The sequence below is a fragment of the Arcobacter rhizosphaerae genome, assembly GCF_049472155.1.
GTDB lineage: Bacteria > Campylobacterota > Campylobacteria > Campylobacterales > Arcobacteraceae > Arcobacter_B.
The window spans coordinates 75,165-101,509 of sequence record NZ_JBMOVW010000003.1; the positions used below are offsets into that span (position 1 = coordinate 75,165).

18 protein-coding genes are annotated in these 26,345 nt (G+C 28.4%); 6 read left to right on the top strand and 12 right to left on the bottom strand.

The features are described 5' to 3' along the window. Positions 1-57 precede the first annotated feature (57 nt). The 8 genes from ACH5BH_RS06315 to ACH5BH_RS06350 all read right to left on the bottom strand — a co-directional run bounded on the left by ACH5BH_RS06315 (position 58) and on the right by ACH5BH_RS06350 (position 15,618). A complete protein-coding gene (locus ACH5BH_RS06315) occupies positions 58-2,172 on the bottom strand; it encodes a site-2 protease family protein (RefSeq protein ID WP_423297790.1) in 2,115 nt (704 codons plus the stop codon). 1 nt (position 2,173) lies between these two features. Continuing rightward, entirely contained in the window at positions 2,174-3,511 is a 1,338-nt protein-coding gene (locus ACH5BH_RS06320; RefSeq protein ID WP_423297791.1) for an efflux RND transporter periplasmic adaptor subunit, read from the bottom strand. Positions 3,512-3,523: 12 nt separating this feature from the next. Continuing rightward, positions 3,524-7,948, bottom strand: coding sequence for a DUF4347 domain-containing protein (locus tag ACH5BH_RS06325; protein ID WP_423297792.1), 4,425 nt, complete (start codon positions 7,946-7,948; stop codon positions 3,524-3,526). Positions 7,949-7,957: 9 nt separating this feature from the next. Further along, positions 7,958-8,680 carry an efflux RND transporter periplasmic adaptor subunit gene (locus ACH5BH_RS06330; RefSeq protein ID WP_423297793.1) on the bottom strand — a complete coding sequence of 241 codons (723 nt, stop codon included), beginning with the start codon at positions 8,678-8,680 and terminating at the stop codon, positions 7,958-7,960. Next, positions 8,681-10,648 (bottom strand): TolC family protein, encoded by a 1,968-nt coding sequence (locus tag ACH5BH_RS06335; protein WP_423297794.1) that lies wholly within the window; start codon positions 10,646-10,648, stop codon positions 8,681-8,683. A 112-nt stretch (positions 10,649-10,760) separates the two neighbouring features. After that, positions 10,761-14,240 carry a methionine synthase gene (metH, locus tag ACH5BH_RS06340; protein WP_423297795.1) on the bottom strand — a complete coding sequence of 1,160 codons (3,480 nt, stop codon included), beginning with the start codon at positions 14,238-14,240 and terminating at the stop codon, positions 10,761-10,763. 90 nt (positions 14,241-14,330) lie between these two features. Continuing rightward, positions 14,331-14,927: an SAM-dependent methyltransferase gene (locus tag ACH5BH_RS06345; protein ID WP_404304824.1), complete on the bottom strand. Its 597-nt coding sequence runs from the start codon at positions 14,925-14,927 to the stop codon at positions 14,331-14,333. Beyond that, on the bottom strand, positions 14,902-15,618 hold the full coding sequence (locus ACH5BH_RS06350) for a hypothetical protein (protein WP_404304826.1): 717 nt from the start codon (positions 15,616-15,618) through the stop codon (positions 14,902-14,904). The genes ACH5BH_RS06345 and ACH5BH_RS06350 overlap by 26 nt, the downstream gene beginning before the upstream one ends. A gap of 153 nt (positions 15,619-15,771) precedes the next feature. Between ACH5BH_RS06350 and ACH5BH_RS06355 the strand changes: the two genes are divergently transcribed. The 4 genes from ACH5BH_RS06355 to hisIE are packed head-to-tail and all read left to right on the top strand — an operon-like array spanning position 15,772 to position 18,827. After that, positions 15,772-16,692: a branched-chain amino acid transaminase gene (locus ACH5BH_RS06355; RefSeq protein ID WP_404304828.1), complete on the top strand. Its 921-nt coding sequence runs from the start codon at positions 15,772-15,774 to the stop codon at positions 16,690-16,692. 42 nt (positions 16,693-16,734) lie between these two features. Continuing rightward, the gene (locus tag ACH5BH_RS06360) at positions 16,735-17,817 is read left to right on the top strand and encodes an SPFH domain-containing protein (RefSeq protein ID WP_423297796.1); all 1,083 of its coding nucleotides are present in this window, start codon (positions 16,735-16,737) and stop codon (positions 17,815-17,817) included. A 36-nt stretch (positions 17,818-17,853) separates the two neighbouring features. Then, entirely contained in the window at positions 17,854-18,135 is a 282-nt protein-coding gene (locus tag ACH5BH_RS06365; protein WP_404304832.1) for a hypothetical protein, read from the top strand. A gap of 8 nt (positions 18,136-18,143) precedes the next feature. Further along, a complete protein-coding gene (hisIE, locus tag ACH5BH_RS06370; RefSeq protein ID WP_423297797.1) occupies positions 18,144-18,827 on the top strand; it encodes a bifunctional phosphoribosyl-AMP cyclohydrolase/phosphoribosyl-ATP diphosphatase HisIE in 684 nt (227 codons plus the stop codon). Between the two features lies 1 nt (position 18,828). On the opposite strand, the gene ACH5BH_RS06375 is transcribed toward hisIE, so the two are convergent. From ACH5BH_RS06375 to ACH5BH_RS06385, 3 genes are all read right to left on the bottom strand, one after another. Further along, positions 18,829-19,680, bottom strand: a complete 852-nt coding sequence (locus ACH5BH_RS06375; protein ID WP_423297798.1) for a DUF6597 domain-containing transcriptional factor — start codon at positions 19,678-19,680, stop codon at positions 18,829-18,831. Between the two features lie 3 nt (positions 19,681-19,683). Further along, positions 19,684-20,223 (bottom strand): NAD(P)H-dependent oxidoreductase, encoded by a 540-nt coding sequence (locus ACH5BH_RS06380; protein WP_423297799.1) that lies wholly within the window; start codon positions 20,221-20,223, stop codon positions 19,684-19,686. Positions 20,224-20,337: 114 nt separating this feature from the next. Continuing rightward, positions 20,338-21,522 carry an Mrp/NBP35 family ATP-binding protein gene (locus tag ACH5BH_RS06385; RefSeq protein ID WP_423297800.1) on the bottom strand — a complete coding sequence of 395 codons (1,185 nt, stop codon included), beginning with the start codon at positions 21,520-21,522 and terminating at the stop codon, positions 20,338-20,340. 288 nt (positions 21,523-21,810) lie between these two features. Between ACH5BH_RS06385 and ACH5BH_RS06390 the strand changes: the two genes are divergently transcribed. After that, complete coding sequence (locus ACH5BH_RS06390) at positions 21,811-23,832, top strand: TonB-dependent receptor (protein ID WP_423297801.1); 2,022 nt, start codon at positions 21,811-21,813, stop codon at positions 23,830-23,832. A gap of 141 nt (positions 23,833-23,973) precedes the next feature. Here ACH5BH_RS06390 and thiC read toward each other — a convergent pair whose 3' ends face one another. Then, the gene (gene thiC, locus ACH5BH_RS06395) at positions 23,974-25,323 is read right to left on the bottom strand and encodes a phosphomethylpyrimidine synthase ThiC (protein ID WP_404304844.1); all 1,350 of its coding nucleotides are present in this window, start codon (positions 25,321-25,323) and stop codon (positions 23,974-23,976) included. Positions 25,324-25,472: 149 nt separating this feature from the next. On the opposite strand from thiC, the gene ACH5BH_RS06400 reads away from it, so the two are divergent. Beyond that, positions 25,473-26,294 carry an HDOD domain-containing protein gene (locus ACH5BH_RS06400; protein ID WP_404304846.1) on the top strand — a complete coding sequence of 274 codons (822 nt, stop codon included), beginning with the start codon at positions 25,473-25,475 and terminating at the stop codon, positions 26,292-26,294. The last annotated feature ends 51 nt before the right edge of the window (positions 26,295-26,345 follow it).

Consider the following 26,345-nt stretch of genomic DNA (forward strand, 5'->3'; position numbering starts at 1 on the left):
ATTATGACAAGAGTTTTTTGTTGATTTCTCTTTCATCAGGGGTAGTTCTATAACCTACTAAAAACCACTTTCTCTGATCAAAATAGAAAGCACTTTTATATATGCTTTTTTTATAATACTTTGAGGTTTTGCCTCAACAACTAAAACCCCTTTTTGCATAAAATCATAATCTTTTTCTAAATTTAAGGCTTTTGCATATACTTTATAATAAGATTTTTCAGCTCTTAATGTATTTTCTTTTGTTTTTGATACAGCAATATCTCCACCATATAAAGAACTTAAAGCTTTGTGGTATATAAAAGATGATGAGATATTAGAGACTTTTACAAATTTTACATCTATGTTTTTTGCATAGTTATCAAATATAAATTTTCCTTTTGCTTTATTTTTAATATATGAATAATCTTCTTCTTTACAATATGCAATAATCTCAAAAGAGTTTGGATTATATATATTTAATAAAGCGTTTTTAGGGTTTATCCAAAGACCTTCATGTAATTGAAAATTTTTTGATACAATACCACTAAAAGGCGCTCTTATTTCAAGGGATTTAGAGATTTTATTTAAGGCTTTTTCTTGTTTAGTAAGTCTTAAAAGTTCTTCTTCTAAAATAAATCTATTCTCTAAAAACTCTTTATTCCCTGCCATTTTATTTAGTTTTACTTTTACTAACTGCTTTTTTAATAAAATTTGTTTTAATTTATACTCATTTTCAAAAGAATGAAGCTTAATAAGTAAGTCTCCTTTATTTACTTTTTCTTTATTTTTTATATAAATTTTTTCAACTTTTGCTTTTATTGGTGAGTAAATTTGACTATAATCTTTTGCTTCAAGTACAGAAGGCATATTAATTTTAGTATTCCAAGGGTATATTAGTAAAAAAACAAACCCTATAAAGATAATAAGACTTACTATATTTCGCATATTAAAACTCACTTCATTAATTTTTTTAAACCAAATTTTTAGTTCATTATAGATTGGTAAGATTATAAACCATATAATTTCTACAATAAAAAGAATAATACCTAAAACTTTAAAAGTAAAATAGTACACCAAAATAGCAATACCTAAAAATAAAAAGAATCTATAAATCCATGTGGCAATACCATAAATAATAAAAAACCTTTGTTTAGACAAGGGTAGATATTCAGGTACTTTTTCATTTGAACCTAAGATATATCTTCTTAAAAACCATCTTGACATAGCAAAAGCTCTTGGTTGAAGATTTTTTGTATTTGTAATATCTGATAATACATAATAGCCATCAAACCTCAAAAAAGGACTTATATTGATAAGCAAAGATGTTACTAAACTTGTTGTAGCAACAACAAAAGCAATAGTTTTAAATATTCCATCAGGAAGAAATGACCATAAAAATATACAAATTAATGCTAAATACAACTCAACTTTTACACCTGCTAAAACAATTTGTAGTCTTTTTTTCTTAGATTTAAGTCTCCATGAATTTGTAGTATCTGTATATAAAACAGGGAAAAGTACTAAAAATGCAACTCCCATAGTAGGAACTCTAACTTTATTTCTTTTAGCCGTAAAAGCATGACCTAATTCATGTAAGCTTTTTACAAAAATAACTGACAATAAATAGTAAAACATTCCCTCATAAGAAAATAAATAAGAAAAAGTATTAATAAACTCTTCATAATCTCTTAAAGCTAATAAAACTCCTATAAAACCTAAAAAAAGAATAATGCTACTATAAAAATTTGTATAAAAAAATTCCACTTTCTTAAGATTTTTTTCTAAAAACTTATCACATTTAAATAAAGGTATTCTAATAAATAAGTAATTTTTTAAAAGCCATTTTAAAGTACTTGTTTTTCCTTGATTATAAGAAGAATAAAGAAAAGAAATATCATCTTTTGTATTAGTTTTTAAGAGATTATTCTTTTTTAAATAATCAATAAATATAAATAAATTTTCTTCATCTATATCATAATCATTTTTTTTTAGTATTTCTAAAAATATTTTTATCTCTTCATTACTTTGCCATAAACTAATAAGCTTAAAAGTATCATAAGAAATATTAAAATATCTCTCTTGTATTGGATCAAAAATAAGCCAGTTTTTCTCTCCATTTTCACTAATACCAGCTTCTAATAATTGTAATTCTTCTCTTATAAAAGGTAGCTTTGTGTTTTTTTGTTCTAACAACTTACCAACCTACATATTGTCTTAGGGCTGTTATTGGCTTTTTAAATAAATAGAAAAATAGTGTTACCTCATCTGAATATATTTTTGCTGTTCCCCTTATACCAATCATTGGCATTTTTTCCATATTTAAATTATCAAAAGATGCAATAACCTTATATGCTAAAACATCTTCTTGGGTAAATTCAGGTTCATAAGAGATATAATCTACTTTTGCTTTTACTGAATTTAAAGGGTCATTATCAAAAAAAGCTTTAACTAAAGCATTTTTTTCTATAAATATAGCCTCACTTGTAGGTATCATGATTTTTAATTCTATCATATTTCTATTGGCTATCATTATAATTTTTTCACCTACTACAACTGGTTTTCCACTCCATTGACTAGGATTATTTACAATAGCAATACCATCTTTTTTTGAATAAATTTTTGTTTTTTCTAATTGCTTTTTTGTATATTCAACTTCAACTTTTTTTAATTCTACTTGTGCTTTGAGTTCGGATATTTTCTTCTTTTGATTTATATCGTAAAAGCTTGCTTGAGAGGAAGTATAAAGCTGTGCTTGGGCAATATCTAGTGCTTTTTTAGCTAATTCATATTCATTTAAATATTTTATATCATCTAATAAAACTAATAAATCACCTTTTTTTACCTCTTCATTGGGTTTTACTTTTATTTCTTTCACTGCTGTATCTAAAGAAGATGTCACAATAAAAGGATCTTTAGCAACAACTTCCAAAGGGGCTAAAACAGATAGTTTTATAGGGATAAACATACATAAAACAAATATCAAAAATATGTATTTAAAATATCCTTTTGAAAATCCAACTTTTTTTAGTTTTGATTTAAAGCTATTTTTTCTTACTGCATAAAAAAAGTATGCATAAGAAGAAGATAGATGAGCAAGTACTTCAAGATGTTTTTTTTCATAACTTTCATTATTTAATAAAATCATATAAACCTGTATTGAAGCATCATCTTTTTCTATTTTAATCGGTACAAAAACTATATTTTTATAATCATACTCAGTTAAAACTTCTCTTTCATAAGAATCAAGTTGTTTTTGCTTATCTATTTCATGTAAAGTATCATTTATATCTTTTGTTTTATTTACAATACTTTCTAATACTTGAACAAATATTGAATTAGGATTAACTGTTGAAACATCAGATATTGCTTCAACTTTCAAACTATTTTTTAAATCAGGAGCAAAAAATACTGCAACTTTATTTGGTACTAATTTTTTTATTTCATTTACTACTAAATATCTTAGTTCTTCATAGTTTTGTGCATTTCTACAATTATGCTCAATTTGAAGTAAGTTAGCAACATTTAATTTCAAACTCTTTTACCTTTATACATCTTCACTATTAAATAACTGAGAAATTTTTTTACCATAAGATTCTATCTCATTGCTTTGTTTTGCTAACTGTGAAGAAAACCCTGTATCTTGCTCATTTAAAGTAATTTCTATAGGCTTATCTTTTAAGGCTGATACATCAATTTTTATATTTAGTATTCTAATTTTATTATCAAAGTCATAAGCTTTTATAATAAACTCCATATTATCAGTTAGGGTACCTTTTAAAACTCCACTTTTTTCATCAAAAACTATAGTACTTGGTAGTTTTTCTCCATTTCCTAAAAGAACTTCATAAACTCGTGCTTGTTTTATATCTACAATTTTTAGCTCTAAATAGTTATTTACATAAGTAAAATCTTCTATGCTTAAACCCAAAGTATCATAAGCTTCTTTTTGTTGTGAAGCAAAGTTTGTTTCCCCTCTTGTATCAAGTGTTATTTCAATTGATCTTAAAATATTAAAATTATTTTCACTTGTAAAGGCTTGTGTTTCATCTATTGTCTGAAAATCTGTATATCCTTTTCCTGTAGAATCTAATTTTTGAAAGTCTTGATTAAATCTATCTTTGCTTTGATTATCTGTAAAAGGATTATCTTTTATAACTCCAACTTCTTCAACTCTTTGAGAATTATCTGCTACTTCTATATTTTCTACAACTGTTGGGTTTTCTATTTCTCTTGGTTTTTCAAAAGTAGGTTCTATTACTTTTGGTGGCCCCAATACATCAATTTGATAAGTTCTTGAAGCTAAAGCTTTTAAAGAAGAAGAATCATAAGTAATTATTGTAACCTCAAAAACACCTATTTCTAAAGGGTTTCCACTAATTAAACCAGATATTCTATCAAAAGTTATTCCAGTAGGAAGGCCTGTTGCTTCATAAACTAAGTTATCACTATTATCAACATCTGTAAATAAAAATGCTATTTCTTGTGTATAAGGTTGTCCATAAGTAATAATAGAATCTATATTCTCATTTGAAACTATAGGAGCATCATTTTGCCCTCCAATATTTATAGTAATATCTTGGATATCTTTTTGGTTTTCATTATCTGAAACTTCAATATTATATACAATCCTTACAGACTCATTTTCTCCTAAGAAATCTAGCTTATCCTCACTTATTGTATATTGCCAAGTTATTGTTCCACTATTTGTTCCCTCACCAGTATTTGTAACACTAAAAGCATTTAATAAATCTATTTGCTGTTGTGTTGTTAAACTAAATGTTGTAACTCCATCAGCTCTATAGGCAGTAACAGAATCAAAATAATCACTAATACTTATATTATTTGTTAAATCTAAATCATTAAAATTCAATGTCCCTGTATCTGTATAAATTGAGCTTTCTTGTATATTTCCTGTTGTTTGACTTCCAGTTATTTCAGGATTATCATTGCTTCCAGTTATTGTTATTTCTACATCTTGAGTTGAAGTTTGTCCTTGGTTATCTGTAATAGTAATAGTAAAAACTGCTTTTATAGTTTCTGACTTGGCTAAAAAGTTTATATCATTTTCACTAATTGTATAATCCCAAGTAATTGTTCCATTATTAGTATTTGAAGAAAGATTTGAAATAGAAAAAGCATTTTCAATAGCTTGCCTTTGTGTGGCACTTAAAGTAAGAGCTGAATTATCACTTTTAGTGGCATTTATATCTTTCACACTAAAAGTTCCTATTGGTTTATCATCCTCATCAATATCAGTGAAATTTATAGAGCCACTATCATTTAAAGTTGTACCTTCTTGTATTTGACCATCTACATCAACTACTGAAATTAAAGGAACATCATTTTCACCAACAATTAAAATAGTTATATCATGACTAGAAGAAGCTCCTGTTTCATCTGTAACTTTAATAGTAAAAGTTAAAGTTATTTCATCTCCTTGACTTAAAAAATCTAATTGATTTTCACTTAATGAATAGTTCCATTGAACATCTGCATTATTAGAGTTGGGGTTTAAGTTTGTGATGGAAAAGGCATTTTCAAGAATTGTTTGATTTGAGGCACTTATACTAATTGGATTACCATTCACATCAACTGAACTTATGCTTGATAAAGTCTCACTTGCTACTGGTCTATTTGTTTTATCAATATCAGTAAATTTTATTGAACCACTATCACTTAAGCTTGATCCCTCTGATATACGACCATTATCATCAACTACTTGAATTTGAGGTTGATCATTTGTTCCTTTTATACTTATAGTTATATTTTGTTGTTTAACGCTTCCATTACCATCATTTATTTCAATGGTAAAAACAGCTGTTATAACTTCCCCTTGAGCTAGAAAAGCTATGTCATTTTGATTTATTGTAAAATCCCAATTAACTGAACCAAGGTTTGTATTAGAAGAAGCAGAAGTAATTGAAAAGGCATTTATAATAGCTTGTTCTTCTTGTGAATTTAAACTATATCCATTTATACTTGTACCTGCTAAAGAAGCCGTAGGTGTATCTGTTGTATCTGGATCTACAAAATTTATTACACCATTTTGAGTTAAAACACCTTTATCAACAACTTCTCCTGTAACACTTGAAGCATTTACAGAAGGTTCATCATTTGTACCTTCAATATTTATTGTAATTACTTGATTTACACTTGCACCATTGTTATCTGTAACTTGTATTGTAAACTGGGCAATTATACTCTCACCTTTTGCTAAAAAATTCAAATTATTATTTGAAATAGAATAACTCCAATTAAAAGTTTCACTATTGGCAGTTCCTGTACTATTTGTAAAATTAAAAGCATTAATAATTTCATTTCTCTGACTTGCACTTAAAACTAAAGGTGTTGAACCATCACTTTGATATGCTTGTATTGTGTTGCTTGTGTAACTTGCTGATAAAGTATCATTTAAATCTTTATCACTTGCATTTATATCTCCTGAAACAGAAGTTACACCATCTTCTTTTAAGTTTTCCAAAGCATCTGCACTATCAATAACAGGAGCATCATTTACTCCAACTACTTCTAAAACTGTTTTTGAAATATTACTATCATTTACACCATCATTTACTTTCCAAGAAAGAGTTCTTTGATTAAATAATGTTTCAGGAGAATCATTTGTAGAGTAAAACCTTATTGCTTTTAAAGCATTTTTATACTGCTCTATTGTTGCTGTTCCATTTAAGCTTAATATTCCAGTATTACTATTATAAGATGAAGATATATTTCCATAAAGAGTATTATCATCATTAGTAAAAGATAAAATATCCCCCGTAGTTAATCCTGAGGAAATAGCTATTTCTGCACTTTCTAAAGTAGTTCCATCATCATTTAAAATAACAAGATTTGTTAATTGAGAAGGAGTTCCTCCTTCTGTATAAGAAAAAGTCGTAATATCAGAACCACCTATTTTAATCTCTGCAACTTCAACAGGTAAAGATAAGCCAGAACCTCTAAGAGAATTAAACTCTACTCTATAATATCTATAAACTTCACTATTTGTAAATTGTGTTTTTACAGAAGCTTCTTGTCTATCTAAGGGAGGGTTTAAATCTCCTGATGCAATTAAACTAAAATTTGTGTTATCATTTGAACCGTAAATAGCAAATCTAGTAGGATCATGATCTATAGGGCCATTTGAAGTTATAATAGAGATTGAATCAACTATAAAAAAACCACCTGCATCAAAACTAAAATTACTACCTGCTCCTGGTTGAAAGAAGTATGAAGTATTTAAATCTCCATCAAAGGCATTTTGTGCAATACCTTTTGAAAAATCACTTGCTGGAATAAAATCAATATTACTTGAAGTTGAAAGAAAAGGTGCATTATTTGCTAAAAGAGTCTCATAATTATCTACACTAATACTTTCACTTTGTATTTCACCACTTTCGTACTCTAAACTCCAATCTCCTTGTAAAATCTTATTTCCTGTTAAGTCATTTGAAGCGGCAATATCTGCACTTGTTAAAGAAGCTAGTTTATCAACAAACTCTTTTCCTTGATTATTTTGGCCAATTGAACATCCATAAAGTAAGATATCTGCTTCTTTGGATAAACTTTTTGATATATTTTCTAAATCTTGTTTGTAAGTATCTAGGTTTTGAGTATTTAAACTTCCATTTGAAAAAAGAATTTCTCCTTGTTTTCCATGGGAAATAATATGTAAAGTATCTATATCTTTTTTATCTTCTAAAATATTTTGTATTTGTTTTAATGCATCACTTTTATCATCTAAATAGTAAACTTCAATATTATCATCTAGTTGTTCAACTATTTTTTCTTTATTTTTTACATCATTATCAATAAAAGCTATTTGTTTTGATTCAAAAGTAGTTGTTGTTGAATCTTGTGTTTCATTGTTTTCAAAACTATTATTATCTAACACATCTACAGCAGTTGCTACTGCTGCACCATCAAATAAAACTCTTGGTTCTAAGACACTAATTAATGGATTTCGTTTCATAATAACTCTTTATTTTTGTATTTCTACTTGAAATATTGCTGTTGCACTCATCCCTGGTATTATTTTTTCATAAGGCTTAGTTAAAGATACTCTAACTAAAACAGTTTGACTTATAGGATCAACAACTGAACCTATTTCTTTCACAACTGCATTTATAGAAGTTTGTGTTTCATCTATATTTAAAACAACTTTCATATCTTTTTTTAATACAGATAACCATGTTGAAGGAACAAAAGTCTTTGCTTCTAAGTTATCTGTTGAAACTATTTCTAAAATCTGTTCATTTGGTTTTATACTTTGATGTTGAGAAACCTCTCTACTTACAACTCTTCCATTGTAAGGAGCATAAATATTACATCTTTTTACATTTATTGAAGCTATTTTATATTCAGCTTCTTGCTTTCTAAACTCTTCTCTTGCAATATCAACTTCAAATTTACCAATAGATTTAAAACTCTCTAGTTTTTTATTTTTTTTATATTTTAAATAAGCAATATTTTTTTCAATTGCTGCTTTTGATTTTTTTGCTTTATAAATATCACAATTAAGTTTTACTAAAAGTTCACCTTTCTTAAAATAATCACCCTCTATTTTTTTTAAATAAGTTATATTTCCAGCAAGTTCACTTGAAATAATTGTTTTATCATAAGATGTAATAACTGCTCGTGAACTTATTTCATCTTGTGCAAAAATATATGTGATTAAAAAAACTATTATAAAAATCTTTTTCATTTAATACTCTTCTTCTATATCCATAACTAAGTTACTTATATAACCAAATGATGTTTTATACCAAACATCTTTGTTACTTGAAACTATTTCTTCAATTTTAATTGTTTTATCTTTTGGAAGTAAATATACGATAGAACTTTGCCATGTTGGTTTTGTTCTAATACTTGCATTTTTAAATGCCTTTCCTATAAAAATAGATTTTTCTATTTTATTTATAGAAGCAAAATCTATCTTTGAACTTTGTTTTTCAAGTTTAATATCAACTGCACTTTTATAAATAAAGCCAAGAGGTGTTTCAATCCATTTCCCAAATTTATTTTCAAACTCTCTTAAAACTTTTATTTTTTTATTTTTTAGTAAAACAACTGAAAAAGCACTATTTTTGTGTGGTTCTTTTCTTAAATAAACATTTTTTGTTGTTAAAGCTGTTTTTACTAATTTTTCAACTTTTGCTTTTTTAACTTCTTCTTTTTTCTTTTGAGTTTTTTTAGGCTTTTTCTCTTTAATTACACTATTTTTTTCTAAAGTTTCTTTTCCTATATCTTCATAAGTTCCAATAGAAGCAAATACTCTTCCATAACTATTTTGAACATTTGCATAAGAAGATGAATGTCTAAGTAAAGCTAAAATATAGTTTAGTTTCTCTTTTATATAAATCAATCTACTATTCATATTTAGTTTATTTGTAACTTCTGTTAATTTATAAATTTCTTGAGCAACATCTAAATATTTTTTTGAAAGTTTATACTCTTTTTTTGATTGTTCAAAGTCAGCTAAAGCCAAATGAACTTGTGACAGTACAGCCATAGAAATAGCTAACTTTTGTTCTTTTGCTAAAGCTATTTTTGTTTTTGCTATTTTGTGACTTGTATTTGCTTTAAAGATATTTAATAAGTTCCATGAAATTGTCGCTCCATAAGAAGTCCAATTGTTATTTAATAAATAGTCATTATTATCATAAGAGATACTTGTATTTAACTTTATTCCTGGAAGCATTTGTAAAATTGCTCTAGTTGTTTCTTTATGAGAAATTCTTTGTTTATATCTACTTTCTAAAACTTCTGGTCTATTTTCCAAAGCCATTATTTCCATTTGTTTTAAACCTAAGTTTATTTTAGGAAGTTCATAATTAGCTTTTATTTCTTGTGCAATAGAGAATTGAGTTCCAGCTTTTAAACCCATAAGTTCTGCAAGCTCTACTTTTGCATTCATTAAGCTTCTCTCTAAGGCTTGAAGTGATCTTAATACTTCAAGTAAATCTCTTTGATAGGATAAAGACTCCATAGGTGAGTTTATTCTTAGTTTTTTAATTTTATTAGAATCATTTAAAGCTACTTGCACATCTTTCATCATAGGAACTATTTTTTTAAGTAAAGCTTGTGCAGAAGCGGCTTTATAGTAAGTACGTCTTACTTCTTGAACAATATTATGAATTACTTTTCTTTCATTTTGTTTTGCCATTAAATATTTATCAGCTTCTTGTTGAGCTTTTACATAAGATAATCCAAAATCTAAGATATTCCAACTAAAAGAAATATCAGCATCAATTTTTTCTTTATCTTGAGATACAGAATATGAAGGATCTCCACTTATTGGGTCAGGAGTTCCATTATCAAAAGAGGTACTTGCAGACGCTGCAAACTCATCTCTTTTGGAATATCCTGCACTTGTAGTTAAATTTGGTAACATATCATAATAAACTAAATCAATTTGCTGCTTAGCTAAAGCTGTTTGCATTAATTTTATTTTATTTCTAACATTATTTTTCAAAGCTTTGTTTATTGCTTCATCAATTGTAATAGGTTTAGTAATTATAGGAGAAATTCTATTTATTAGTTTTAAATCTTTACTAGCTTTTAATGCTATTTCTTCTTTTGTTAAAGGTTGAGGAGTTACGGTACATCCACTAATAAAAAATATTGATATTAGTAAAAAAATTGTAGTTGTTTTTTTCTTAAAAAAACCCATTAAAATCCCCATAGTGTAATTATTTTATATATTTTGCCTTATATAAACTTAAATCCCTATCTAATGGGCTTTTATAAATTATTTTAATATTAAAAAGTAGTAAAACTACTTTTTAAATATTATAATATTTTGCTTCATGATGTGGTACTACTATTGCACAAGTAGTTTGTTCTGGATGCATTTGGAAAGTTTCACTTAATTCAATACCAAACTTTTCAGGATCTAGTAAATCAAAGATATCTCTATTCATAGCTAAATCCGGACAAGCTGCATATCCAGGAGAATATCTACAACCTACATATTGTTTCATTTGAACATCATTTAATGTTGGCCCTTCTTTTGGAACGATATCTAAATCTAGTCTAATTTGTTTATGTAAAACCTCAGCTAAAGCCTCCGCAAGTTCTACCCCAAGCCCATGAATTTGATAATATTTATTAAACTCACCTTTATTGTAGTACTCTCTTTCATAATCAGCTACTTTAAGCCCTGCACTAGCAAGAGTAAAACCAACAACATCTAATCTATCGTTTGCAAAATAATCTGCAATACATCTAAAAGGTTTTCTTTGCTGTCTTGGAAACTCTAAGATTTTTATTGCTTCATCTAGTGAAGGTTTATTATTTCTTGCTTCTTCTTCTGAATTAAATAAATACTTTTTATCAAAAATATAAAGTTTATTATCATAAGACATACAAGGGTAGTATTCATAAATAGCAATTGGATCAAAAATATTCTTACTAATTAGCTCTTCTTTTAACTCTTCATATAAAGGTTTAACAACATCTTCTTCGTGTTTTAAAAAATCAGTACTACTTTGTTTCCCTCTTTTATATCCCCATCTTTGTCTAAATAAAACCCTATGGTTTATCCATTTAAATACTAATTCTTTATCTACCTCATCACCTGTTTTCGCCACTCTGTCCCAAAGTGGAGGAAATGTAAACTGTGTTGGTTTTGGAAGTTCAATTTCTTCATAAGGAGGTATTTCTACTTCTTTTTTAGCAACTCTATCAGAAGTATCAACCTCTTCTATTAAATCAGCTGCTAAAGCAGTGTTTTCTAAATCTCCCTCTTCTATTCTTTGCATAGAAACAACTCCATCAAAGGCATCCCTACAATAGAAAATTGGGCCATCATAGATTGATCTACAATAATCATTTACAAAACCTTTTGTAAGTGCTGCACCACCTAAAAGAACAGGAATATCAATACCTTGCTTTTGAAGTTCTTCTAAGTTTTCTTTCATAACTGCTGTTGATTTAACAAGTAATCCACTCATACCAATAGCTTGTGCTTTATGTTCTTTAACTGCAATAATAAAATCATTTAAATCAGCTTTAATTCCAATATTAATAACTTTAAAACCATTATTTGAAAGAATAATATCAACTAAGTTTTTACCAACATCATGTACATCACCCTTAACAGTTCCTAGAACTAATACTGTTTCACTAGCTTTCTCTTCTTTTGGTAAATATGGATTTAAAGCATCAACTGTTGCTTTCATAGTTTCTGCACTTTGTAATACGAAAGGTAATTGCATTTGACCTGATCCAAATAATTCACCAATAACCTTCATACCATCAATTAACCATTCATTTACAATAATTTCTGGATTAACATCATGTCTTAGCTCTTCTACAAGTGGTAACATTCTATCTTTATCACCATCTAATAAAAGTTTTTTAACCTTATCTATTGGTTCTAGTTTTTGATACTCTTCATCACTTTGCTCTTCCATATCCCCAACATTAGCAAAGTGGTCAATAAAGGCAAATAATGGATCCCCATTTTCTTGATTATTAAAAATTAAATCATCACAAGCTTTTCTATCTTCATCACTTATTTTATTTAGTGGCAAAATATGTTTTACATTTACAATAGCTGTTGTTAATCCTGCTTTTACACAATGGTCTAAATATATAGAATTTAAGTAAATCCTAGCTTTTTGATCAAGTCCAAAAGAAATATTTGAAAGTCCTAAAGTAGTCCCAACTTCTGGATGTCTTATTTGAAATTCTTTAATAGCTTCAAGTGTTTCAATACCTGCTGTTCTATACTCTTCATCTCCTGAACCAATAGTAAAAGTAAGCATATCAAAAACCAAATCATCAGGTTTAAATCCATGTCTATTAACACATAAATCATAGATTCTTTCAGCAACCTCAAGTTTTCTTTCTTTTGTTTTAGCCATTCCAACTTCATCAATTACAAGACATACTAGTGCTGCTCCAAATTTTTTTGCTAATAAACAAATCTCATCAAATTTATCTTCCCCATCTTCAAGGTTAACAGAGTTAATAATTGGTCTTCCACCTATTTGTTTTAAAGCAGCTTCTAATGCAGGTATTTGCGTTGAATCTGGCATTAAAGGAAGTGAAACTTTTTGAGAATACAAAGAGACAACTTTATCCATATCTTCTCTTTCATCCCGTCCAGCAAAACCAACTGATACATCAATTACATGTGCTCCTGCTCTTACTTGCTGTTGCCCTACTGTAAGAGTTCCTTCATAATTATTAGCTTTAAGAAGTTCCCTAAAAGCTTTTGAACCCGTAGCATTTGATCTCTCTCCAATAAGTAAAGGTGCTGGATCTTGTTTTAAAGGTACTGTACTAAAAAGTGAAGCTAAAGAAGCTTTTAAAAAGCCACTTGGTTTTCTTGGAACCATGCCTTTTATTCCTACAACTAATGCTTTTATATGTTCAGGAGTTGTACCACAACAACCACCTAAAAATGAAACCCCATTATAATTTAAAAATTCACTTGTAAGTTCTGTAAACTCTTTTGGTTGCATTGGATAATAAGTTTGTCCTCCTTTATTTTGAGGAAGTCCTGCATTTGAATGAACAGACATAGGAAATTTACAAACTTCACTTAAAGTTTTTACATGTTTTAACACTTGTTTAGGCCCTGTACCACAGTTAAAACCTAGTGATAAAATATTGAAAGGTTCCATTATAGCTGCAATTGTCATTGCATCTGTTCCAATAAGCATAGTACCACTAAGCTCAATAGTTACAGATACCATAATAGGAATATTAGGAGCTACGTCGTTTAAAGCATGAAGCCCTGCTTTAATTTGTAGAGGATCTTGACACGTTTCTAATAAGAAAATATCTGTACCACCATCAGCAAGACCTTTAGCCATAATCTTATAACCCTCATACATTTCATCATAGCCTATATGTCCTAAAGAAGGAAGTTTTGTTCCAGGGCCTATTGAACCTAATACAAATCTAGGTTTTTGAGGTGTTGAAAATTTATCACAAGAGTCTTTTACAAGTTGTGCTCCAAGTCTTGATAATTCATAAGAAGTTTCAGGGATTTCATACTCATCTAATACCCAAGGCATTGAACCAAAAGTATTTGTAGTAATTAAATCAGCTCCCGCTTCTAAGTAGGCATCGTGAATACCTGTTAAAACGTCTGGTCTTGTTAAATTTAAAAGCTCATTACACCCTTCTAAATCTACACCTTCATACAACCAATCTTCTTGTTTGATATCAGCAATTTGAAGTTGCGTACCCATTGCACCATCAATTACTAATACTCTATTTTCTATTATACTTTTTATTTTTTCTATCATTCTTCTTCACTTTATTATTTAAAATACTTATAATTATTATTCTTAAAAGTTATAATATACCACTTTATAACTTAGGATAAAATTTCTCTTTTAGTTTTCTACCATTACTCTTATAACGCTAGCTTCACCTTGATGTCCTCTTCCTTCATCAAGAATAGTAACCACTTCTTTTATATCATTTTGATAAAGAGCAAAACCTTTTTTAAAATCATCAACTGTATAAAGAAGTTCTTCATCTTTTGGTCCACCACTATCATAGTTTAACTGCTTTGTTGAGAAAAACTCTCCTACAAAAAGGCCATCTGGCCTTAATGAATCTTGAATTTTTTCAAATAACTTAGCCCTATCTTCTTTATATAAATGTAAATATGAAGCTACTATTACATCATAAGTTTCTTTTACTTCCCAATCTTTTAAATCAACACAAATAGTTTCAACAGTTACACCCTCTTCTAAAGCTCTAAAGTGAAGCTTTGATAATCCAATATCAGATGCATCTATAGCTGTTACTTCAAAACCTCTTTTTGCTAAAAAAACAGCATTTCTTCCTTCTCCTTCACCTAAACACAATACTTTTGCATTTCTTGGAAAAGTTTTAACTTTTGAAGCTATAAAACTATTTGGTTTTGTACCATAAAGGTAACCTTCTCTTGAAAATTTATTATTCCAAAATTCTTGTTGACTCATTCTTAGAATCCTTTTTTACACTACAATTTGTTGTTATTCTATCAATCAAAGTTATATACCATTTACCATCATCTAGTTTATTCAAATGAAAAACAATTTCAGGTGTTAAGATAACTTTATATGACATAAGATTAATCATTTTAGCTTTATGTAAATCTTCTTTTTTAAAAGCATCTTTTTTAAGCATATTTTTTTCTTCCATTAGTTTTTCTAATTTTGTAAAAGTGTTTGTACTTAAAAAAAGTCCATGATTTGTCCAACCATAATAAGCATCATTATATGGACTACAATTAAAAGTGGCATCTGTTTGTATAATAGGTAATAAAACAGCTTTTTTAGGAACTCTTGAAACTAAATCAGAAAACTCTTCTACTTTTATAATATCACCTTGGACTATATTGTAAAATAGTTTTTGATATGTAAAATCTTCAAAACCATCTACCTTATAAAGATTATATACTCCAAACTTCTGATTTATAAACTTTGTGCTTAAAAGTTGTAAATTATTTTGAGACATTGCATTTATTATCTCATGCACTGTTTTTAACAACTCTTGTGAAACAGCAGGTCTGTCATATACAAAAACTTTTTCTTCAGGTTCTGCTACTTTATTAAAATCTTTAACAGAACATCCTGCTATAAATAGTGCAAGAAAAACACTAACTAAAATACTTTTTATAAATTTATTCATACTAAAAAACTAATCCCAAAATTTTTTTTATAATATACCATAAGTAACTATTTAAACCCCTAAAAGAAACCTTATGTTTAAATTATGACCTAAATTTAATATTATCTTAGCTAGAATATAATCAAAAAATTTTAATCATTAGGAATTTATAAGATGACTGAAGCAAAATATATATGGATGGATGGGAAACTTGTAGACTGGCATGATGCTAAAGTACATGTTCTTTCACATACACTTCATTATGGAAATGGTGCTATTGAAGGTACTAAAGCATATAAAACTCATGATGGTAGATGTGCTATTTTCAAACTTGAAGAACATACAAAAAGACTTATAAACTCAGCTAAAATGACACTTATTGATGTTCCATTTAGTGTTGAGGAATTAAATAAAGCACAAATTGAATTATTACAAAAAAATGAATTAACACAGGGTGCTTATATTAGACCTCTTGTTTACTTAGGTTACGGAGTTATGGGACTTTATCATAAAGAAGCACCTGTAAATGTTTCTATTTCTGCATGGGAATGGGGAGCATATTTAGGTGAAGAAGGTATGAAAAAAGGTGTAAGAGTAAAAATTGCATCTATGACTAGAAACTCAAATACTTCTGGAATGGGTAAAGCAAAAGCTGTTGCTAATTATTTAAATTCTCAAATGGCAAAAGGTGAAGCTGTTGAATGTGGATATGATGAAGCGTTACTAAGAGATGATCAAGGTTATATAGCAGAAGCTTCTGGTGCTTGTTTCTTCATAGTTAGAGATGGTGTTGTAATTACTCCTCCAAATGATAACTCATTAGAATCAATCACACAAGCAACTGTTATTGATTTAGCAAAAGATTTAGGTTATGAAGTAGTTAGAAGAAGACTTACAAGAGAAGAAGTATATATTGCTGATGAAGCTTTCTTTACAGGAACAGCTGTTGAAGTAACTCCAATTAGAGATATTGATGCAAGAATTATTGGTAGTGGACAAAGAGGTCCTATCACAGAAGCTTTACAAAAAGCATACTTTGATGTTGTTCAAGGTAAAAATGAAAAATACACTAAGTATTTAACATACATTAACTAATCTTAGTTAATATTTTAAAATTTAAATAAAATAAGGGAAAAAATGCCAATAGACAACGACTATTTTAAAAACAGACAACAAAATAATGGTGGTGGTTCTAACAACGGTGGTGGTGGAAACTATCAACCACCTTTTGAGCCGCCAGAATTTTTCAAAAACTTTGGTAAAAAAGCAGGATTTATTTATGTAATTATCATACTTATTGCTGCATTATTTATCTTTAAACCATTTGTAATTATTGAATCAGGTCAAGTAGGTATCAAAGTTACAACAGGTAAATATGAAGATAGACCATTAACTCCTGGTTTCCATTTATACATTCCTGTATTCCAAAAAGTTATTGTAGTTGATACAAAAGTAAGACTTATTAACTATAGAAGTGTTGAGCAAATGGGTGGATTTGACCAAAGTATTAGATCAAACCCAGCAATTAATATCTTAGATGCCAGAGGTTTACCTGTTTCTATTGAATTAACTGTTCAATATAGATTAACAGCAGATGGAGCTCCAACTACTATTGCTACATGGGGTCTTGGATGGGAAGATAAGATTGTTGATCCAGTTGTAAGAAATATTGTAAGAAATATTGTTGGTGGATTTAATGCAGAAGAGTTACCAACAAGAAGAAATGAAATTGCTACTTTAATTGAAAATGGTATTAGAACTCAAGTTGAAGCCTTAGAGGGAACACCTGTAAGTGTAGAATCTGTTCAATTAAGAGAGATTGTATTACCTGAAAAAATTAAAGAACAAATTGAAAGAGTTCAAATTGCTAACCAAGAATCTGAAAGAGTAAGATACGAAGTATTAAGAGCAAAACAAGAAGCTGAGAAAAAAGCTGCACTTGCAAAAGGTGAGGCTGACAAAAACAGAATTGAAGCACAAGGTAGAGCTGATGCTGTAGCTATTGAAGCAAAAGCACAAGCAGAAGCAAATAAAGTTATTGCTAAATCATTAACTGGTGAATTACTTCAAATGCAACAAATTCAAGTTCAAGGAAAATTCAACGACGCACTTAGAGAAAACAAAGATGCTAAAATTTTCTTAACTCCTGGTGGTTCAACTCCAAATATCTGGGTTGATACTAAAGACAAATCAAGAGATACTGCAATTCACAGTAAATAATAGAGTAGATTTTCTACTCTATTAAAACTAAAAATTATGAAAAAAACAACTTTACTTTTAATACTATTTTTTCTATCAATAAGTACAAGTTTCGCACAAAAAAATAGTCTTAAAAATAAAAAAGAACTACAATTAAATCTTCCTGTACAAGAAGATAGATATTCTAAATATACACAAGAAAAATATGCACCTCCACCAAAACTGGAAAAAAATAAAAAACTAAAAGAAAAAGATATTGATTTTGATATGGATGTTGATGTAAATAAAACTACAAAAGAAGTTGATAAATTAAAACTTGATGTAAGCAAAAAATTTTAGGGGAAAAAATGCAAGCAATAGAAAAAATTGACTGGGAAAAAACTAATGGATTAATTCCTGTAGTAACACAAGATGCAACTACTAACGAAGTTTTAATGTTAGCATATATGAATAAAGAAGCATTAGAATTAACTATCAAAACAAATTATGCACACTACTTTAGTAGAACAAAACAAAGAATCTGGAAAAAAGGTGAAAGTTCAAACCATACTCAAGAGATTGTAAATATTATGCTTGATTGTGATAATGATACACTTTTATTAAAAGTAAATCAAGAAGGTGTTGCTTGTCATACAGGAAGAAAATCTTGTTTCTTTACTGATTTACAAACAAATGAAGAAGTCTCTAAAATAGAAGTTGATACTACTGCTGCTTATGGAGTTATTGATACTTTATATCACACAATACTTGAAAGAAAAAATGATGATCCAAATAAATCATACACTTCTAAACTTTTAAATGGCGAAGAGAATTCTATGCTTAAAAAAATAGTTGAAGAGTCAGGTGAGTTTACTTTTGCTATAAAAGACAATGATGAAAAAGAGATTATATATGAAGCAGCAGATATTACATATCATGTATTAGTTGCCCTTGCTTCTAAAAATATAAGTCCTGATAGAGTTAAACAAGAATTAGCTAGAAGATTTGGAATGTCTGGAATTGAAGAAAAAAATTCGAGAACAAAAAAATAGCTTAAAGCTCAAATTTCTTAAAATTTAGTGCTTTTGCCATAGATAATTTATTTTTATAATAACTTTTTGGAGTTTCATTCATAAAAGACTTAAACTCTTTTATGAAATGAGCTTGATCAAAAAAGCCATTATTATAAGCTGTACTTGTAAGGTTCTCTATATCTAAAGAACTTAAAGAGTCTCTTACATTTCTCATTCTAATTATTCTTGTAAAAAGTTTTGCACTTAAACCAACCTCTTTTTTGAAAATTCTTTCTATTTGTTTTTTATTTAAAGCAAACTCTTCACATAAACAATCAATACTAATATTTCCTTTATGCTCATTGATAAAAGATATAATTGAAAAAGTATATTTAGAGTTCTCTTTTTTAGAAGCTTTTAATCTTTTTATTAAAAATCTTTCAATCTCTTCTATTCTTTGCTTATGAGTATTCATATTTACTAATTTTTTATATAAAATATCAAAGTTCCAAAAAGACTCATCATAGTTAATATTTTTATCACATAAAGAGCTTATTTCTTCATCAAAGAATTTATATGCTCCTCCTACTTTAAAACGAATTCCAATGGCATTTAAATATTTTTCAAAAGTAATAAACATTGGATACTTTGATTGCCCATTTAATATTACCTTTGCATCACAATAGATTTTTTTTGAATTTAGTGTTATTTCATAAGGATTGCCAAAATTAATTGTAAAGCCTAAACTTCCATCACTTAAGATTTTATTTGTTTTTTTAGAAGTAATTATATTTTTAACTGTAAAATAATTATAAATATAAGGTTCTAATTCTTTACATGGTTCATAAAGCATAAAACCAATATCTTCTAAATCCTTATTGAAATAACTCATTTGTCAACCTACTAACTCTTTTTTTATTATATTTGAATACTTGTTTAATATCTCTTCTGAAAGTTTATCATAAGCTGCACCATAGAAAAATAAAGGTTTTAACTCTTTCATTCCTAACATTTTTGCTGTATAAAAACAAGAGTTTAAACACTCTTTTACACTTAATCTATCTTCACCTACAAAAGACTCTTCTTTTGCACCCATTGTTGCTATTACTTGAAATTTCTTATCTTTTAGTGCTAAGGGAGTAAAAGCTCCATTTTCATCAATTATATAAGAATATCCATAAGAGAAAACCTTATCAATCCAGTTTTTAAGTGCTGAGGGAAGACTATACCAATACATGGGGAACTGAAATACAACTTTTGAAACATCTTTTAAAAGTTCTTGTTCTTTTTGAACATCTATATCATAGTTTGGATAAAGAGCATTTAAATCTCTATATATAATATTTTCTTGATTTTCTAACTCTTTTTTAAATCTACTATTTAATACAGAATTATCCATATCATCGTGGGCTAAAATTATTAATGTTTTGTTCATAAAATCTCCTTTATAAAAGAAGTATATAAAAAGTATAAAAATAAAAATTGTAAAAAAACGACAGAAATTAAAAAAGTATATAAAAAGAGCCTAAGCTCTTTTTATAAAATAGAATTAGTGACAACCACATCCTGTACCACAACTACCACCTGATGATTGTTGAGTCTGTTGTGCTGAACTAGCACCTGAAGCAGCTGTTGAACAAGCACTTACACCAGGAGGTGTAGTTGGCTGAATAGATTCATTTGTTCTATTATCATCAACATTATCTAAGAAAGCAATTACTTTTGCTGCTGCTTCCATATATCTTTTTGCAGAAACTGACTCAGGGTTAAAATAAGTAATTGGTTTACCACCATCTCCACCTTCTCTAATTGCTGGCTCAATTGGTAAGTTACCTAATACTTGAGTATTATACTGATCAGCTAAATCTTCACAAGTTCCCATTCCAAAGATGTCTGATTCTGTTTCACAAGATGGACAAATAAATCCACTCATATTTTCAACAATACCAGCTACTGGAATATGTAATTTTTGGAACATATCTAAAGATCTTCTTGAATCATCAAGAGCTACGTGTTGTGGAGTTGTTACATTGATACCAGCTGCAACTGGAACACTTTGTGCTAAAGTTAATTGAGCATCACCAGTACCTGGAGGCATATCAATAAATAAAATATCTAACTCTTCCCATAAGATATCTCTTAACAGTTGTTGGATAGCTTTCATAATCATAGCCCCTCTCCAAATAACTGCTTGACCTTCGTCCATTAATACACCCATAGACATTACATCTACACCATAAGCATTTAATGGTTTAGCTTTTTCTCCAATAACTTCTACTTCACTTCCTTGTAATCCCATCATTCGAGGAATATTTGGTCCATAAATATCAGCATCTAAGATACCTACTTTTTTACCTTGCATTGAAGCTGCAACAGCTAAGTTTACAGTAGTAGTTGATTTACCAACACCACCTTTACCTGAACTTACCATTACAATCTTTTTAATCTGTGGAGCGATGTTTTTACCACTTACAGAGTTAGAGTTTTGTTTTGGGGCTTGTGGCTTATTGAATCCAAGTCTTACCTCAAGTCCAATAGCGTTAATACAGGCATGAATATCTTTTCTTAATTGATCTTCAACCTCTTGTGCACTTGAAGTTATATCTAGTACAATTGAAGCTGTATTTCCCTCAACTTGAACATCTTTTACAAAACCAAAGTCCATAATAGATTTTTCAAATCCAGGATACTTAACTTTTTCAAGTTCTTTTTTAATCTCTTCTATAGTTGCCATAGAAAAATCCTTTTATAATGTTTTATATTTATTTTTTTGTATTATAATTTAAATAGGATAATTTTTGTCTTAATTAAATTAATATTTCTTTTTTTTTGTGAAAAGTAAAGAAATATTTACTTTTCTAAACACTCGTATTTTATCAAAACTTTTTATAATTGATAGAATTTTAAAAGCTTTATATTTATAGTTTTCAAAATTTCTTATTTTTTTATATCCATTTTTTTTAACTTTTTCGTCTTCTTATTTAGAGAATGATTCTCAAAATTAATAATTCAAGGAAATATAATGATTAAAATATCTGTTGTAACTGCTATTTCACTAGCTTTACTATCTTCACTTAGTGCAAATGAGATGGAGAATAAAGATAATACAAAAAAATTAAAAGATGTAAATATTGTAGATAAAATGTATGAGGATTATGCTTCAAAAAATCCAACTTCTGCAATGAAAACAAATCTTGAATGGCTTGAAGTTCCACAAGCTGTATCAATGGTTACAAATACTGAAATTCAAGATAAAGGTGCAACAAAACTTGTTGAAGCATTAGATGGTGTAGCTGGAATAACAAATACATTAGGAGAAGGAAGTAGAGATCAATTTGTAATTAGAGGTTTTGATTCATTAAATGATACATATAAAGATGGATTAAGAGATGATGCAAATTTACAATCATATAGAAGTTTAGCAAATATTGATCATGTAGAAGTTATAAAGGGACCAGCTGGTGCATTATACGGTAGAGGTTCAGCTGGTGGGATTATTAATCTTGTAACAAAAAGAGCCAAAGGTGAAGAGTTCACAAAACTTGCTTTAAGTCTTGGAAGTGAAAATAAAATTGTTTCTCAAATTGACTTCTCTACAGCAATATCAGATAAACTTTTTGCAAGAATAAATCTTGAAAGAAGACAAGGAGATTCCTATGTAAATCATGTAGATTTTGAAGATTACTTTATTGCGCCTACTTTTAGATATAAATTTAATGATAAAAATACATTTGACTTTGATGTTGAATACTCAAAACAAGAATTAGTTCCATATAGAGGTGTTCCATCAAAAGATGGCAAAGCAGTTAATGTTTCGGAGGATACATTTTATGGTAGTAAAAATGATTATCAAGAATCTACTAGCTTAAAAACAACACTTAATCACGAAACAGTTTTTAATGATAATTTAAAACTGAATAATAGAGCATCATATACAAGATTTCAATTAGAACAAAGTGGAACAAGACAAGGAACAGTAACAGGAAATACAGTTACTCAAACAGTTAATAACTTTGAATATGACCCAAGAACTTCAAAAACTGTCCAATCAGAATTAACTTGGGATACAAATAATAATCAATTGCTTGTTGGAGTTGATTACAATGAAATGGATATTGAGCTGAAATATGCAAAAGGAAATTTAGTAGATAAAAATATTTATACTCCTAATGCAAGCAATGTAGTAAACCCAGGATTTAATCCTTGGAGATATAATGAAACAAAAAGTACAGGATATTATCTTCAAAATGTGTACAATTTTGGTAGTTTATCTTTAATTGGTGGATTAAGACATGATAGAACAAAATTAATGCAACAAAAAATAGGTAATGCTAAAGAACATTTAGATGATAAAAAAACAAGTTATAGATTAGGTGCTGTGTATAAAATAACACCTGATATTTCTACTTATGTAACTTATGCAAAATCTTGGCAACTTCCTTATGGTGGAATTTATATCAATCCAAAACTTTCTCAATTTTTTTCTACAAAACTTAAAGAAGCTGGGGCTAAAGCTTATTTATTAGATGATGCTCTTATGATAAATGCTTCAATATTTAGAATTAATCAAGAACAACCTCAAACTAATACAAGTGGAGATATTATTAAAAAAATTGAAGCAGAACATACAGGTTTTGAACTTGAAATTAGAGGTCAAATTACAGATAAATTAAGTATTTCTTCTGGATATACGTACTTAGATGCAAAAGATGTTAACAATAAAAAAAGTCCAAATGATGTAGCTGATCAATTATTTTCTATAAGTACAGCATATCAAGCAACACCAAACTTTAGGCTTGGAGGGATGATTAAGTATGTAGGAAATAGATTTGCTGGAAATAATGAAGCTGTAGAATTAAGTGATTATACAACTGTAAATTTAATGAGTGCATATAACTATAAAAAACATCAAATCCAATTAAATGCAAATAATATTTTTGATGAAAAATATATCTTAGGTGCAACAGGAGGAAAATCAGGTAAAAACCAATTGGGATATGGAGAGCCTAGAAGTTTTATGCTTACTTATAAATATACATTTTAATCTAAAATGTTAAAAAGAGTGAAATTTCACTCTTTTTATCTAGCGTTTCATCAGAGCATTCGGCTCAATTACGAAATCAAAGATTTCTATTTCGCATCGAATCCTCGTAAATGCCAAAAAAAGTGAAACTGTTCACTTTTTTTATCCGGCATTTACCATCGCATCGCCATGATCAGCTACAATTTTTTGTGTGATTTTATATGAACAAAATTTTGGTCCACACATAGAACAAAACTCTGCTTCTTTAAATACATCTTGAGGAAGAGTTTCATCGTGGTACTCTTTTGCTCTTTCTGGATCTAAACATAATTCAAATTGTTTATTCCAGTCAAATGCGTATCTTGCATCTGACATTTCATCATCAATATCTCTTGCACCTTTTCTACCTCTAGCAATATCAGCAGAGTGAGCAGCAATTTTATATGCAATAATCCCCTCTCTAACATCTTTTGCATTTGGTAAACCTAAGTGCTCTTTTGGTGTTACATAACAAAGCATACTAGCTCCATGCCATCCACCAACTGCTGCACCAATTGCAGATGAAATATGGTCATATCCAGCAGCAATATCAGTTGTTAAAGGTCCTAAAATATAGAAAGGTGCCTCATGACAATACTCTTGCTCAATTTTCATATTTCTTTCAATTTGATTTAAAGGAACGTGACCTGGCCCTTCAATCATCACTTGAACATCTTTTTCCCATGCTCTTTTTGTTAATTCACCCATAACTTTAAGTTCAGATAACTGAGCCTCATCAGAAGCATCTGCTAAACATCCAGGTCTTAATGAGTCCCCTAATGATAATGATACATCATATTTTCTACAAATATCTAAAATATCATCAAATGCATCATAGAATGGGTTTTCTTTATGGTAATGCATCATCCATGCAGCCATTAAAGAACCACCTCTTGAAACAATTCCCATTTTTCTTTTTGCAACATGAGGCATAAATTGAAGTAAGAATCCAGCATGAATAGTAAAGTATGAAACACCTTGTTGTGCTTGTTTTTCTAATACTTTTAACATTACTTCTATAGATAAATCTTCTATTTTATTGTTTACATCATGTAAAATTTGATACATTGGAACTGTACCAATAGGAACATTTGAATGTCCAATTACTGCTTCTCTAATTGAATCTAAGTCACCACCTGTACTTAAATCCATAATAGTATCAGCTCCATATTTTAAACATACATCAACTTTCTCAACTTCTGCTTCAATATCAGAAGCTAAAGCTGATGAACCAATATTTGCATTAATTTTACAAGATGAAGCAATACCAATAGCCATTGGTTTTAAGTTTCTATGATTTACATTCGCAGGAATAATTAATCTTCCTCTTTCAATCTCAGATCTAATTAATTCAGGATCTAAATTTTCAACTTTTGCAACATACTCCATATCAGGAGTAATAATACCTTGCTTTGCATAATACATTTGTGTTCTAACTTTATCATTCTTATGATTATCTAGCCAATCTCTCATTTTAAAAATCCTATAATATTTATTTGATTGTAGGTTGATTATATCTAAATTTGTTTATAAAACCTTAATTAAACTAATTAATTTTAATTTATTATTTGTATAAGTTTCTTTTCTATATAATAATTGCAATTAAGAATAACGGGATAATTATGAAAAGTAAAATTAGAGCAAAGATTGATTCATTACCACAACTACCAAATAGTATTATGGAGTTAGAAGAGTTTAGGGAAGTTAAAGATTCTTCACCTACAGAATTAATTAAAATTATTGAAAAAGATCCCCTATTAGTAGCAAATATATTAAAAGTTGCTAATTCTTCTATGTTTGGGTTTAGAAGTAGTGTTGATACATTAAGTAGAGCAATAAATCTACTTGGTATCAATTTTACAATATCCTTAGCTATTGGTTCAATAGTGCAAAATACAGTAAAATGTAACCTATTAGCTTATGGTATGGTACCTGATAAATTTATTGAACTTAGTGCTTTATCAACTAGACTAGTAAATGAATGGTGTTCAAAAATTGATAAAACCTTAGCTGATGAAATGCTAATGCCAGCTTTTCTACAAGAAACAGGTAAGTTTATTATCGCAAATATAATAGAAAAAGAAAATTTAACACAAGAGTTTAAAGAAGCTTTAAAAAAAGAAAAAAACATAGCAATTATAGAAAATTCTTATACTGGATTTACAACATCAAAAATAACTGCAAGTCTTTTTAAACACTGGGGCTTAACTCATAATCTTATATATCCTATTTCTTTTATTGATAATATAGAAGAAGCACCTTTAGAATATAAAAAGAAAACACAAATCCTAAAGATTATAAAAGAGCTTACAAAGTTTGATGAGCCCTTAAGTGACTATACAATAGAAAAAGCACTTGAGTATGCAAGCCTTTATGGTTTTGATGAAAAAATATTAAATAATTCAATTCAAACTATAAAAGCTGAAATTCTAGAAAACTCTTAACTTTTCATAAGTAACATTTAAGTATAATATGTAACTTTTTTACACAAAGGG